This is a genomic window from Sphingomonas sp. (genome assembly GCF_036269755.1).
In the GTDB taxonomy this organism is placed as follows: Bacteria; Pseudomonadota; Alphaproteobacteria; order Sphingomonadales; family Sphingomonadaceae; genus Sphingomonas.
The window spans coordinates 215253-228641 of the sequence record NZ_DATBDV010000023.1; the positions used below are offsets into that span (position 1 = coordinate 215253).

The following is a 13389-nucleotide window of genomic DNA, read 5'->3' on the forward strand; positions in this document are numbered from 1 at the left end:
CGCGCCCTCGCCGCTAGGGTCGATCGCCATGAAGAAACTGTTCCCCATCGCCGCGCTGCTCCTGCCGCTGGTGGCGTCGATCCCCGGTTCGGCCCCGGCGCGCCAGCCGGCCACGCGCGCCGCCGCGATCCGTCCCGCCACCGGCATGGTCAGCGCGGCCGATCCGCGCGCCGCCGCCGTGGGAGTCGAAATCCTCAATGCCGGGGGCAGCGCGACCGACGCCGCGATCGCGACGATGCTCGCGTTGAACGTGGTCGAGCCGCAAAGCTCGGGCGTCGGCGGCGGCACCTTCTTCGTCCGCCACGACGCCACGACCGGCCGAGTCGCCACGATCGACGGGCGCGAAGCCGCCCCGAAGGCCGCCGATGCGCACTGGTTCTACGATGCCAACGGCAATCCGCTGCCGCACGAAGCGGCGGTGCCCGGCGGGCGCAGCGTCGGCGTGCCGGGCCAGCTTCGCGTCATGGCGATGGCGCATGCGCAATCGGGCAAGCTGCCCTGGGCGCGGCTGTTCGAGCCCGCGATCCGGCTCGCGCGCGAAGGCTTTGCGGTATCGCCGCGGCTCAACAATTCGGTGATGCAGTTCGCGCGGCACATCGATTCGGGGGCGCGCGCGATCTTCATGGACGCTTCGGGCAAGCCGTGGCCGGTCGGCACCTGGCTCAAGAACCCGGCGCAAGCCGATTTGTTCACGCGGATCGCCAATGCGGGTCCTGAAGCCTTCTACACCGGCCCCACTGCCGGGCGCATCGTCGCGACGGTCAACAGCGCGCAGCGTAATCCGTCGAAAATGGCTGCGAGCGACCTTTCCACCTATCGCGCCAAGCCGCGCCCGTCGCTCTGCGGTAGCTATCGCGGCTATCGAATCTGCGGGATGGGGCCGCCTTCGTCGGGCGGGTTCACCGTGTTGATGATCCTCAAGCAGCTCGAGCGCTTCGACATGGCGAAGCTGGGCAAGGATTCGCCCGTCGCCTGGCATCTGTTCGCCGAAAGCTCGCGGCTCGCATACGCCGATCGCGACATGTATCTCGGCGACCCCGACTTCGTGACCGTGCCGCTCGCCGGGCTGCTCGATCCCAAATACATCGCTCGACGGTCGGCGCTGATCTCGCCCGACCGCTCGATGGCGAACGTCGTCGCCGGTGTCCCCGCCGGAGCCCCGCCGCGCAAGCGAGTCGCGTCCAGCGAGACGCCGGGGACCACCGACCTCGCTGTCACCGACAAGGCCGGCAACGTCGTCGAGGTGACCACCACGATCGAGGGGCCGTTCGGCTCGGGCCTGTCGGTCGATGGCGTCATGCTCAACAACGAGCTGACGGACTTCGACATCGTGCCGGCAAAGGACGGCTACCTCGTCGCCAATCGCGTCGAACCGGGCAAGCGCCCGCGTAGCTCGATGGCACCGACGATCGTCTACGGCCCCGACGGCAAGGTCCGCCTCGCGATCGGCGCGGCGGGGGGATCGACGATCATCGCGCAGGTGGCGAAGGCGATCGTCGCGGTGATCGACTGGAAGATGAGCGCGCAGGACGCGATCGGGCTGGGGCTGATCTACGCTCCCGGGCCGATGGCGGTCGCGGAACAGGGCACCCAGGCGGAAGCGATGACCCCCGCGTTGCGTGCGCTCGGCGAGAAGATCGTGGTCGGGCCGCTCGGGCTCAAGGCGAACGCGATCGAGCGAGTCGGCGGCCGTTGGGTCGGCGCGGCCGATCCGCGCAGCGAAGGCGTCGCGATGGGCCAGGACGGCAAGGTCGGCTGGATCAAGCGCGTGGGCATGCCGGACAATCGGCCGTCGGAATAACGCCCCTCGCGGGGGATCAGGCGTAGCCGAATGCGGCGCGTCAGGAGGAGAGGCAGCCGGATGCGGCAGATCGAGAAGTTCCCGAACCTCGTCGCGATGTTCTTCGCGCGCGCGGCACAAGGCGGCGACGCGCCGTTCCTGTGGCACAAGGCGGGCGACGCGTGGATGCCGCTCAGCTGGGCCGAGGCGGCGCGGCAGGTCGCGAGCCTGGCCGCTGGGCTCAAGGCGATCGGGATGCAACCCGGCGACCGCGTGATGCTGGTCAGCGAGAACCGCCCCGAATGGTGCATCTCCGACCTAGCGATCATGGCCGCCGGATGCGTGACGGTGCCAACCTACATCACCAACACCGAACGCGATCATACGCACATCCTCGAAAATTCGGGCGCGCGCGCGGTAATCGTGTCGAACGCCAAGCTCGCCCGGCCGCTGCTCCCCGCCGCGATCCGCGCGAGCGACGCCAAAATCATCATCGGCATCGACGATCTGCGCGTGATGCAGACCGGGACGCTCGACTATCACCATTGGTCGAAGCTGGTCGCCGACAATGCGACCGATCCCTCGGCAATGGTATCGACGGCGACTCGCGACGACCTTGCCTGCATAATCTACACCAGCGGCACCGGCGGCGCGCCGCGCGGAGTGATGCAGCATCACGGCGCGATCCTGCACAACGTCGAGGCGTGTTGCACGCTGATCGCAGAGGACTTCGGCTGGGAGGACGAAGTGTTCCTGTCATTCCTGCCGCTTTCCCACGCCTACGAGCATACCGGGGGCCAGCATTTTCCGATCGGGCTCGGCGCGCAGATCTATTACGCCGAGGGGCTCGAGAAGCTTGCGAGCAATATCGAGGAAGTGCGGCCAACGATCATGGTCGTTGTCCCCCGGCTGTTCGAGGTTCTGCGCACGCGGATCGTCAAGGCGATCGAGAAGCAGGGCAAGCTGTCCTACTATCTGCTCGACCGCGCGGTTTCGATCGGCGGCAAGAAGGCGGCGGGCGGGGTGCCGATCTACGACCAGCCGATGAACCTGATCGTTAGGACGCTGCTGATGCCCAAGATCGCCAAAAGATTTGGTGGACGGATCAAGGCGATGGTGTCGGGCGGTGCGCCGCTCAATCCAGAGATCGGCATCTTCTTCCAATCGCTCGGGCTGACCTTCTTGCAAGGCTATGGCCAGACCGAGGCCGCGCCGGTCATCTCGTGCAACCGGCCGCGTGCAGGGCTCAAGATGGACACGGTCGGGCCACCGCTGCTCAACACGGAGGTCAGGATCGCAGAGGACGGCGAGATCCTGGTGCGCGGCGAGCTCGTCATGCACGGGTATTGGCGGAACCCCGAAGAAACCGCGCGGGTCCTGAAGGACGGTTGGCTGCACACCGGCGACGTCGGGATCATCGACGACAAGGGTCGGATCAAGATCACCGATCGCAAGAAGGATCTGATCATCAACGACAAGGGCGACAATGTTTCGCCCCAGAAGGTCGAGGGCATGCTGACGCTCCAGCCCGAAATTGGCCAGGCGATGATCGCCGGCGACCGCCGCCCGCACATGGTCGCGGTGCTGGTGCCCGACCAGGAATGGACTCAGGAATGGTGCGCCAAGCACGCCGCGCCGTGCGACCCGAACAAGCTGATCGACGACCTCGACTATCGCGCCGCGCTGATGGCGGCGGTCGAGCGAGTCAACAAGGATCTGTCGGTGATCGAACGCGTCCGCCGCTTCATCCTCGCCGACGAACCCTTCACGATCGAGAACCAGCAAATGACGCCGAGCCTGAAGATTCGGCGGCATGTGTTGAAGCAGGTGTACGGTGAGCGCCTGGACGCCTTGTATCGGACCTGAACCCCCTCCCTACGAGGGAGGAGGAAATAGTTTTCACTGCCCCGCCGCGACCGTCAGCCCTTCCTTCGCGGCGACCGCCTTCGGCACCACCTCCATCGTCCAATCACGGTCGGGCCTCAGATACTTCGCCGCCACCGCCTGCAGGTCCGCGGCGGTGATCGCCTGGTAATCATCCATGATCGAGCGCGCCGCGGCGATGCGGCGCGGGTCGTAGCTCGCGCCGGCCAGCAGGTTGAGCCAGAACGTGTTCCCGGTCGACGAGCGCAGCACATATTGCTGCATCGGCGCCTTGACGCGCTGCAGCTCGTCGGCACCGATCGGGTTCTTGACGAGGTCGGCGGCAATCTCGCGCGCCAGACGGAAGAACAAAGCTGTCTTGTCGGGCGGCACTTGGCCGACCGCCATCACTCGCCCGCCATTCGCCGCGCCGACAGGCCAGCTCGACTGGACGCTCGGGCTGTAGCTCGCGCCCGATTCGGTGCGCAGCCGGTCGAACAGACGATCGCTGAACACTTGCGCCAGCACCTCGAGCTTGCGGCTATCCGCGATGCCATCGATGCCGCCGCCGGTCGGCCACGCGATCAATGCCACCGCCTGGTTCTCCTGGCCCGAATGCGTGCGGACGACCGGCGTCGCGTTGTGCGCGGGGAACCGGATCGGCGGCGCCGCCGGGAGCGCCGCCGGGCGCGGCTTGAGTGCCCCGAACGTCGCGCCGACCGCGGCGATCGCGTCGTCTGCGGTGACGTCGCCGAACACCTGGACCTCGAGCGAGCCCGAGGCGAGGATCGGCTGCCACAGCGCCCTGAAGCTTGCCGGGGTCAGTGCATCGACCGCGTCGCGCGGCGGCAAGCCCCAGCGCGGGTCGCGGTCGTGGAGGAAATATTCGAGGTCGCGGCTGAGCACGCCGTCGGGCGACGAATCGAGCCCGGGATAGCCAGCGATCACCACCGCCTTGGCGCGCGGGATCGGCGACGGATCCCAGCCCGGATTCGCCAATTTGTCGGCGAGCAAGCGCAGTTCATCCTTGTAATCGGCGGGCGAACTGACCGCGCCGAGCACGAACGCGTCGTCGTCGATCGCGAAATCCATCCCCAACCGCCGTCCGGTCATCAACTGGTCGATCTGCTCCTGCCCCAAGGAGCCGATCCCGCTCTGGACGAGCGCGAGATCGCCCGCCCAAGCCGGGGTGCGTCGTGTCGCGGGCAACGCATTGTAGCCGCCGCCCCAACGCACGCGGACATAGACTCGATTGGTCTCGCCCGAATTGGGATAGAGCACGAGCCGTACGCCATTGGCGTAGACGACCTTTTCCATATCGAGGTCGGCAATCGGCTCACGGCTGACGACCTTGCCCGGCGCGCCGAGCGGCGGCAGCTTCGAGAAGTCGACCGCAGCCAGCGCTGTGCGCTTGGGCACCAGCTTCGACACGTCCGCAGTCAGTGCGGTGGCGAGCTTGGTCGCCGCCGCGGGATCGGCGGTCGGGGTCGACACGAATGCGCGGGTGGCGTCGCCCTGAAAGACGCGCTTGGTCGACGCGAGGATCGACGCCGGCGTGAACATCCCCTTCGCCCGCGCGTCGGTGAAGATCTTGTACGACACGTCAGGTGCGGCGACCGTCTCGCGGATATCAAGCGCCTGGACCATATTGTCGGCCTGCGACGCGCCTGCTTCGACACGCGCGGTGTCGACGCCGTTCTTCATCGCGGAATCATATTCGGCGAGTTCGCGGTCGAGTTCGGCCTGGCTCGGCGGATTGGTCATGGCGTCGGCGATGATCGCGCGAACGTCCTTCATCGCCTGTTCCCAATTGTTGCCGACCGGGACCACGCTGACGAAAGTGCCGTTCGCCGAACGCGATACATCGTCGAGGCTGATCCCTGCCTGCAGGAAGCTGCCGCCGGCGCGCGCGCGCGATTCGAGCCGACGGTTGATGATCTGCACCGCGATCAGATCGACCAGCCGCTTCTGGTTGAAGATCACCAGATCGGCGTTGAAGTGCCAAGGGCGCAGCGTCGCGAAGTTCACCAGCGTCGGCAGGCCGGGCTCGACCAGGCTCGCGGTGATCGGCTGCTTGGTCGCAGGCGTACCGAAATCGGGGTCGGCCGGGTTTGGCCCCTTGCCCTTCCAGCTCAAAAAATTCTTGTCGACCAATTGCTCGAACAGCACCGGATCGAGGTCGCCGGAGATGATCACCACCGCGCGTTCGGGGCGATACCATTTGTCGTGGAACGCCCGCAGCGAGGCGGCGGTCGCTGCCTCGAGCGTCTTGGTCGTGCCGATCGGCGCGCGCGTCGCGAACGGCTGGCCGGCAAAGAGTGCCGCGCGCATCGCGTCACCATAGCGGACCTGTGGCCCCGGCGCCTCGCGCTGCTCGGCCTCGACCACGGGGCGTTCCGAGTTGACCACGGTGTCGTCGAAGCTCGGCGCTTCCATCATGTCCGACAGGATTTTCAGGCTCTCATCGACGCTCTCGGCCGTCGCCGCCGGAAGGTCGAGCTTGAACACCGTCTGGGTGAAGCTGGTCTGCGCGTTGGTGTCGCTGCCGAACGTCGCGCCCAGCCGCTGCCAGGTCCGCTTCGCCTCGTTGTCGGCGACATACTGGCTGCCGCGGAACACGAGGTGCTCCATGAAGTGCGCGTAACCCTGCTCGCTGTCGTCCTCGTACAGCGAGCCGGCGTCGATGCGGACGCGGATCGAGACCTGGCCCGGCGGCACGCCGTTCTTGCGCACGGCATAGCGCAGCCCGTTCGGCAAGGTGCCGAAATGCCAGTTGAGATCGGGCGTGATGTCGCTGCCCTTGAACAGCCAGGGCGAGCGGTCGACGTCGGCGGGGACAGTGGGAACAGCCTTGGCCGCACTCGGCGAATTTTTGGCGGTGTCCTGTGCGATCGCGGGGATCGCGAGACCCAGGGTGATGGCAAGAACGAACGACAGGCGCGGCGCGCGGGACAGGATCGGCATATGCTCCAGTGTAAGGACTCGGTCCGCCACCGGCAATGCCGCGCGCGCCGTCGGGCAAAGATCACGGATACCGCCAAAATTCGCCACGATTTGGTCCAAAGTCCGGGTTAGCCCCGGCTTAGCGCGCCGAAAAAGGCGCGGGTCGAGCGCCGGGGGCAGATGGCGACAATCGAGGTTTTCAGTGAGCGTCCAGCAAAAGATCGTCGTGCAGGACCGGCCGCCTGGGGATCTCGCCGATGGTCGCGTGCCCGACATGACGATCGTGTCGGGCGCGTGCCTGCCCGACGCGGCGGCTGAGCAATCGGCCGGCCGCAAGCGGCCGCTGATCATCCGCCACGGCAAACACCTGCGCGGCGTGTTCGACCGGTTGATCGCTTCGTCCTCGCTGGTCCCCAACGACCCGGTGCTCGACGTGCGCGACTTTCCCTGGACTCAGCATCTTCGCGAGAATTGGCAAGCGATCCGCGACGAGGCGATCGGTGCCGTGCTCGGCCGCAAATCGCCCTCGCTGTCGAGCATCTCGCCCGATCACCGCTCGATCGCGCCGGTCGGCAAGTGGCGCAGCTTCTTCCTGTGGGGCTATGGCTATTGCGTCGAGGAAAACCTGGCCGCCTGCCCGGTGACCAGTACGACCGTCGCCAAAATCCCCAACCTCAACAGCGCCTTCTTCTCGATACTCGCGCCGGGCACGCACATCCCCGCGCACCGCGGCGTGACCAAAGGGCTGATCACGTGTCACCTCGGGGTGATCGTGCCGAGGGATGGCGACGCCCGGATGCGGGTCGGCGACCGAATCGTGCGCTGGGCCGACGGTGAAACATTGGTGTTCGACGACACCTACGACCATGAAGTGTGGAACGACACCAGGCACACGCGCGTCGTCCTGCTGATCCAGGTCCGCCGCCCGTTGCGCAACCCCGGCAAATGGATCGCCGACACGTTCCTCAACGTCATCCGCCGCAGCGCCTTCGTCCAGGAAGCGCGCGCCAATGTGATGGCGTGGAACGCGGCGATAGAGCAACTCGACGCCTGATCGTCATCGGGAAACCAATCCTTTCCCGATGTGCGCTTGATCCGCGCGGCCATCCCGCCCACATGGCCCCCATGCTAATCGAGACCGAAACCACGCCCAATCCGGCGACGCTGAAGTTCCTGCCCGGCCGCACCGTGATGGATGCCGGCACGCGCGATTTCGCGACGCCCGAAGAAGCGGAGGCGAGCCCGCTGGCAGAGGCGATCTTCAATCTGGGCGACATCACCGGCGTATTCTTTGGGCGTGATTTCGTGTCGGTGACCGCCGCGCCCGGGGTCGACTGGCCGGGGCTCAAGCCCGACGTGCTGGCGATCCTGCTCGATCATTTCTCCGCCAATATGCCGCTGTTCAAGCCGGCCAGCGCTGGCGGGATTTCGGTCCCGGCCGACGATGAGGGCCTCGCCGACGATCCCGCCGACGCCGATATCGTCGCGCAAATCCGCGAGCTGATCGACACGCGCGTCCGTCCCGCAGTCGCCAACGACGGCGGCGACATCGTCTATCGCGGGTTCGACAAGGGCAAGGTGTTCCTGCGCATGCAGGGCGCGTGCTCGGGCTGCCCATCCTCCACCGCGACGCTCAAGAACGGGATCGAGCAATTGCTCAAACATTACGTCCCCGAAGTCACCGAAGTGAGGGCGGTCTGATGGGCAAGCCGCTCGACGACGCAGCGCTCGACACGATCTTTCGTACCGCGCGCACGTATAACGGCTATACCGACCAGCCGGTGACGCAGGACCAGCTCCGCGCGATCTGGGACTTGATGAAGTTCGGCCCGACCTCAGCCAACCAGTTGCCCGCACGCCTGGTATGGTGCGTGTCCGGCGAGGCGAAGGAGAAGCTCGCCGCTTGCGCCAGCGCGCAGAACGCGCCCAAGATCCGCGCCGCCCCGGTCAGCGTGATCGTCGGGATGGACACCGACTTCCACGAGCATCTGCCCGAGCTGTTCCCGCACAACCAGACCGCGAAGAGCTGGTTCGATGGCAATTCGCCGCTGCGCGAAGCGTCGGCGTTCCGCAATTCGTCGCTGCAGGGCGCGTATCTGATCATTGCCGCACGCGCGCTGGGCCTCGACACGGGACCGATGTCCGGCTTCGACAACGGAAAGGTCGACGCCGCGTTCTTTGCCGACACGCCGGCGGTGAAGTCCAACTTCATCTCGACGCTCGGCTATGGCGATCCGGCAACGATCTTCGATCGTTCGCCGCGGCCCGACTTCGAGAAGTTCAACACCATTGCATAACATTGTCACCCCAGCGAAAGCTGGGGTCTCGTTGTAACTGGGAGACCCCGGGTTTCGCTGGGGTGACGTAGAAATCACGCGCACACTCGTCATCGAAACCGCCACCGCCGCCTGCTCGGTCGCGCTGATCGCGGACGGTCGGGTCGTCGCCTCGATTCACGAGGTGGTCGGGCGCGGGCATGCCGAGCGGTTGGTGCCGATGATCGCGGAGCTACCCGAAGGTGGCCGCGCCGATGCGGTGCTGGTCGATTGCGGCCCGGGGAGCTTCACCGGGATCCGAGTGGGGATCGCTGCGGCGCGCGGGCTTGGGCTCGGCTGGAATGCGCCGGTGTATGGCTTCTCATCCCTTCCCCTGATCGCCGCGTCCGCCTTCGCCGGCGATCCAACGCTAGACCGGGTTGCGATCGTGCTCGAGGGCGGGCACGGAGAGGTGTTCATGCAGCCCTTCGCCGCCGATCCATTTGCCCACACCGCTGAGTTCGCCTCGCTCGCGCCTGCCGATGCGATGGCGCGGCTCGATGGCGCGCTGGCGGTCGGAAACGGCGTCCGGTTTCTGGATGTGGGAGGGCGTGAGGCGCTGCCCGATGCCGCCGCCGTGATCCTGCTGCCCGCTGTCCTCGCCAGCCTTGCGCCACGCCCTATCTACGGACGCGCGCCCGACGCCAAGCCGATGGCGGCGCCGAAGGTTGTCGCATGAGCACTGCGGCCCTCGAATTGCGCGAAGGCGACATCCGCGACCTCGATCGAGTCGACCGCGTGATGGCGCAAGCGTTCGACCCGCGCTGGGGCGAGGCGTGGACTCGCAATCAGATGATCGGGATTCTTGCTGTGCCCGGCGTGTGGCTGACCATCGCCGAGCTTGGCGGGCGGACCGCGGGTTTCGCGCTGACTCGCGGCGTGCTCGACGAGGCCGAACTGTTGCTACTCGCGGTCGTGCCGGAAATGCGGCGCGGCGGAGTCGGCGCGGCGTTGCTCCGCTCGGTGATCGCCGATTGCGCGAGCCGGGGGATCGCGTCGCTCCATCTCGAAGTCCGCGACGGCAATGATGCGATCAAACTGTATAGAAATTCGGGGTTTAGCAAGGTCGGCGAGCGGCGCGATTACTATCGCGGCGCGGACGGTCACAACTATTCGGCGCTGACCCTTCGCCGCGCCACCCGCTGAACGTGCCATAAAATTGTCGCAAACCTAAACTGCGTCCTTGCGCTGGCGGAATAACCCGCCCTAAAGCTCGCGCGGGGGAAGAACTCCGCCAAATGTGCCAAAGGAATCATTCATGGATAACGATACCGACCTGCAGGAGACGCTGGTCACGCTGACCGCTGACATTGCCGCCGAATATATGGGCAACAACAATGTCGCCGTTTCCGACATCGAACTGGTCATCCAGAACATCTATCGCGGCTTGTCGAAGCTGAATCCCGCGACACCCGCCCCCGAGCCCAAGCAGGAGCCGGCGGTGTCGATCCGTTCGTCGATCAAGCCCGATTACGTCGTCTGCCTCGAAGACGGCAAGAAGCTCAAGATGCTCAAGCGGCACCTGATGACTCACTATCAGATGACCCCCGATCAGTATCGCCAGAAGTGGAACCTGCCCGCCGACTATCCGATGGTCGCGCCGAACTATGCCGAGCAGCGCCGCACGCTGGCGAAGAAGATCGGTCTCGGCACCAAGCGCCGCAAGACGAAGTAAGTCCGAACGCGGCCCGCGCCAATGCTGGCGCGGGACTCGCGTCGGACCGGACGGCGGACTTCAGCTAGCTGAAGACCCGGCCGACGAGGGCGCGGGCTTTGCCCGCGCCTTTTCGCTGTATTGCCGGACCCCCTTTTTGCGAACGACTCTGTCCTTTCGCAATAAGCACGAAGCGCCTATATCCGCGGCATGGCGCGCAAGATCGATCTGGAAGCTCTCTGCAACGAAAAGGGGCTGCGTATCACCGAGCAGCGCCGAGTGATCGCGCGCGTGCTGAGCGAGGCCGAGGACCATCCCGACGTCGAGAAGGTCTATGAACGCGCCTCCGCGATCGACCCGGGCATTTCGATCGCGACGGTCTATCGCACCGTGCGGCTGTTCGAAGAGGCCGGCATCCTCGACCGTCACGATTTCGGCGACGGTCGCTCGCGCTACGAGCCCTCGCCCGAATCGCACCACGATCACCTGATCGACATCGAGACCGGCAAGGTCATGGAATTCGTCGATCCCGAACTCGAACAACTCCAGAAGCAGATCGCCGAAAAGCTCGGCTTTCGCCTCGTCGACCACCGTATGGAGCTGTACGGGGTCAGCCTGGACCGCAAGAGCTGAGTCCCGAACATCGCGCCGCCGCCGCAGCCGGCAACCCGCCGCCGATCGACGCGCTGGGCTGGCTCCGCATCCTTCGCCGCGCGGGCGGCCTAATCGCCGCGCTGCTCGTCACCGTTCCGCTCCATTATCTCTGGCGGCTGTTTCGCCTGTCATCGCCCTGGCCGCGCATCTTCCTCGGCTGGGGAGCACGGCTCGCCGGCGCGCGAGTCACTCGCGTCGGCGTCCCGCTCAAGCGCGACGTCTTCTACATCTCCAACCATCTGTCATGGATCGACATCCTCTCGATCGCGGGCGCGAGCGGCACCGCGTTCGTCGCCAAGGAGGAACTGCGCCAGGCGCCCGTGGTTGGCTGGCTCTCGACGCTCAACCGCACCGTCTACGTCAAGCGCGAGAACCGCATGGGGGTCGCCGAACAGATCAATGCGCTGCGCGACGCGCTGGCCGAGAATTGGTCGGTCACCGTCTTCCCGGAGGGTACGACGACCGACGGTCAGTCGCTGCTCCCGTTCAAGACGCCGATGCTGCGCGTGCTCGAGCCCCCGCCGCCCGGCGTGATGGTCCAGCCAGTGATGCTCGAATACGGCGCGGTCGCCCAGGAAATCGGCTGGATTGGCGTCGAGAGTGGCCTCGACAACGCCAAACGCCTGTTGTCGCGGCGCGGCAGTTTCCCTCTCAAGGTTCATTTCCTCGAGCCCTTCCGCCCCGAAGACTTCCCCGGCCGCAAGGCGATTGCCGCGGAGAGCCGGCGGCGGATCGAGGAAGCGTTGGTCGCCGTGCTCGGCAAGCCGCTGCGCCCGTTTGCCTATGATGTCGCACCGGTGGCCTATGCCGCGCCCGATGCCGGCGCTATAGCGCCCGGCCCATGACCACCAAGACCGCCCCGAAAACTTTCCACGTCAAATCGTTCGGCTGCCAGATGAACGTCTATGACGGCGAGCGGATGGGCGAGTTGATGGTGGCGCAGGGCCTGACCGCGACCGACGACGCCAATGCCGCCGACCTCGTCGTGCTCAACACTTGCCACATCCGCGAAAAGGCCACCGAGAAGGTCTATTCGGACATCGGTCGCCTGAGGAAACATGGCGCCAATCCGATGATCGCGGTGGCGGGTTGCGTCGCGCAGGCCGAGGGCGCGGAGATCGCGCACCGCGCCAAGGTCGACATCGTGGTCGGCCCGCAGGCCTATCACAACCTCCCCGATCTGGTCGCCAAGGCATCGCGCGGCGAACTCGGGCTCGACACCGACATGCCCGTCCTGTCGAAGTTCGGCGCCCTCCCCGCGCGCCGGAAGGTCGGGCCGAGCGCGTTCCTGACGGTGCAGGAGGGGTGCGACAAGTTCTGCACCTATTGCGTCGTGCCCTACACACGCGGCGCCGAGATCAGCCGGCCGTGGCAGGCGCTGGTCGACGAGGCGAAGTCGCTGGTCGATGCGGGCGCCAAGGAAATCACCTTGCTCGGCCAGAACGTCAACGCGTGGCGCGACGGCGACCGCGACTTGGGCGCGCTGATCCGCGAACTCGACCGCATCCCCGGCCTCGCGCGGATTCGCTACACGACGAGCCACCCCAACGACATGACGCAAGGGCTGATCGACGCGCACGCGCACGTCGAGAAGCTGATGCCGTTCCTCCATCTGCCGGTGCAATCGGGCAGCGACCGCGTGCTCAAGGTGATGAACCGCAGCCATTCGCGCGACAGCTACCTGCGCATCCTCGACCGAGTCCGCGCGGCGCGCCCCGACATCGCGCTGTCGGGCGATTTCATCGTCGGTTTCCCCGGCGAGACCGAGGCCGAGTTCGCCGACACGCTGAGCCTGATCGACTCGGTCGGCTACGCCCAGGCGTTCAGCTTCAAATACTCGCCCCGCCCCGGCACTCCCGCAGCGACGATGGACGGTCAAGTCGCGGCCGAGGTGATGGACGATCGCCTCCAGCGCCTCCAAGCCGCGCTCAACCGCGACCAGGCAGCGTTCAACGCCAGCACGCTCGGCCGCACCTGCGATGTGCTGATCGAGCGCAAGGGCAAGCTTCCCGGTCAGATGCTCGGCAAATCGCCTTGGCTGCAATCGATCCACCTGATCACCGACGCGGCGGTTGGCGATATAATCGAGGTCGAAATCGTCCGCGCGGACCCGAATTCGCTTTCGGCGGTTGAGAAGGTCCGCGCGGCAGCCTAGCGTCGGCAACACCGTCGAGACTCAA

Annotated in this window: 12 protein-coding genes; 11 read left to right on the forward strand and 1 reads right to left on the reverse strand. The window is 66.3% G+C overall.

What is annotated here, in order from left to right:
• Positions 1 to 28: 28 nt before the first annotated feature.
• Positions 29 to 1801 (forward strand): gamma-glutamyltransferase, encoded by a 1773-nt coding sequence (gene ggt, locus VH326_RS15760; RefSeq protein ID WP_329632797.1) that lies wholly within the window; start codon positions 29 to 31, stop codon positions 1799 to 1801.
• Between the two features lie 60 nt (positions 1802 to 1861).
• Positions 1862 to 3646, forward strand: a complete 1785-nt coding sequence (locus VH326_RS15765) for an AMP-dependent synthetase/ligase (protein WP_329632798.1) — start codon at positions 1862 to 1864, stop codon at positions 3644 to 3646.
• 33 nt (positions 3647 to 3679) lie between these two features.
• On the opposite strand, the gene VH326_RS15770 is transcribed toward VH326_RS15765, so the two are convergent.
• Positions 3680 to 6607: a M16 family metallopeptidase gene (locus tag VH326_RS15770; protein WP_329632799.1), complete on the reverse strand. Its 2928-nt coding sequence runs from the start codon at positions 6605 to 6607 to the stop codon at positions 3680 to 3682.
• Between the two features lie 181 nt (positions 6608 to 6788).
• Between VH326_RS15770 and VH326_RS15775 the strand changes: the two genes are divergently transcribed.
• From VH326_RS15775 to miaB, 9 genes are all read left to right on the forward strand, one after another.
• The gene (locus tag VH326_RS15775) at positions 6789 to 7640 is read left to right on the forward strand and encodes an aspartyl/asparaginyl beta-hydroxylase domain-containing protein (RefSeq protein WP_329632800.1); all 852 of its coding nucleotides are present in this window, start codon (positions 6789 to 6791) and stop codon (positions 7638 to 7640) included.
• 71 nt (positions 7641 to 7711) lie between these two features.
• Entirely contained in the window at positions 7712 to 8287 is a 576-nt protein-coding gene (locus VH326_RS15780) for a NifU family protein (RefSeq protein ID WP_329632801.1), read from the forward strand.
• Positions 8287 to 8883, forward strand: coding sequence for a malonic semialdehyde reductase (locus VH326_RS15785; protein WP_329632802.1), 597 nt, complete (start codon positions 8287 to 8289; stop codon positions 8881 to 8883). The genes VH326_RS15780 and VH326_RS15785 overlap by 1 nt, the downstream gene beginning before the upstream one ends.
• A gap of 73 nt (positions 8884 to 8956) precedes the next feature.
• Positions 8957 to 9580 carry a tRNA (adenosine(37)-N6)-threonylcarbamoyltransferase complex dimerization subunit type 1 TsaB gene (tsaB, locus tag VH326_RS15790; protein WP_329632843.1) on the forward strand — a complete coding sequence of 208 codons (624 nt, stop codon included), beginning with the start codon at positions 8957 to 8959 and terminating at the stop codon, positions 9578 to 9580.
• Positions 9577 to 10047, forward strand: coding sequence for a ribosomal protein S18-alanine N-acetyltransferase (gene rimI / locus VH326_RS15795; protein ID WP_329632803.1), 471 nt, complete (start codon positions 9577 to 9579; stop codon positions 10045 to 10047). The genes tsaB and rimI overlap by 4 nt, the downstream gene beginning before the upstream one ends.
• A gap of 112 nt (positions 10048 to 10159) precedes the next feature.
• On the forward strand, positions 10160 to 10576 hold the full coding sequence (locus tag VH326_RS15800) for a MucR family transcriptional regulator (protein WP_329632804.1): 417 nt from the start codon (positions 10160 to 10162) through the stop codon (positions 10574 to 10576).
• A gap of 189 nt (positions 10577 to 10765) precedes the next feature.
• Positions 10766 to 11188 (forward strand): Fur family transcriptional regulator, encoded by a 423-nt coding sequence (locus VH326_RS15805; protein WP_329632805.1) that lies wholly within the window; start codon positions 10766 to 10768, stop codon positions 11186 to 11188.
• Positions 11189 to 11232: 44 nt separating this feature from the next.
• On the forward strand, positions 11233 to 12054 hold the full coding sequence (locus tag VH326_RS15810) for a lysophospholipid acyltransferase family protein (RefSeq protein WP_329632844.1): 822 nt from the start codon (positions 11233 to 11235) through the stop codon (positions 12052 to 12054).
• Positions 12051 to 13364, forward strand: coding sequence for a tRNA (N6-isopentenyl adenosine(37)-C2)-methylthiotransferase MiaB (gene miaB / locus VH326_RS15815; RefSeq protein WP_329632806.1), 1314 nt, complete (start codon positions 12051 to 12053; stop codon positions 13362 to 13364). Before VH326_RS15810 ends, miaB begins: the two co-directional genes overlap by 4 nt.
• Positions 13365 to 13389: the final 25 nt, after the last annotated feature.

What these genes read in the sequence shown, in the direction of transcription:
- VH326_RS15770 (WP_329632799.1), bottom strand. Translation starts at nt 6,607, where the DNA reads ATGCCGATCCTGTCCCGCGCGCCGCGCCTGTCGTTCGTTCTTGCCATC.
- VH326_RS15800 (WP_329632804.1), top strand. Translation starts at nt 10,160, where the DNA reads ATGGATAACGATACCGACCTGCAGGAGACGCTGGTCACGCTGACCGCT.
- VH326_RS15765 (WP_329632798.1), top strand. Translation starts at nt 1,862, where the DNA reads ATGCGGCAGATCGAGAAGTTCCCGAACCTCGTCGCGATGTTCTTCGCG.
- VH326_RS15780 (WP_329632801.1), top strand. Translation starts at nt 7,712, where the DNA reads ATGCTAATCGAGACCGAAACCACGCCCAATCCGGCGACGCTGAAGTTC.
- ggt (WP_329632797.1), top strand. Translation starts at nt 29, where the DNA reads ATGAAGAAACTGTTCCCCATCGCCGCGCTGCTCCTGCCGCTGGTGGCG.
- VH326_RS15805 (WP_329632805.1), top strand. Translation starts at nt 10,766, where the DNA reads ATGGCGCGCAAGATCGATCTGGAAGCTCTCTGCAACGAAAAGGGGCTG.
- rimI (WP_329632803.1), top strand. Translation starts at nt 9,577, where the DNA reads ATGAGCACTGCGGCCCTCGAATTGCGCGAAGGCGACATCCGCGACCTC.
- VH326_RS15785 (WP_329632802.1), top strand. Translation starts at nt 8,287, where the DNA reads ATGGGCAAGCCGCTCGACGACGCAGCGCTCGACACGATCTTTCGTACC.
- miaB (WP_329632806.1), top strand. Translation starts at nt 12,051, where the DNA reads ATGACCACCAAGACCGCCCCGAAAACTTTCCACGTCAAATCGTTCGGC.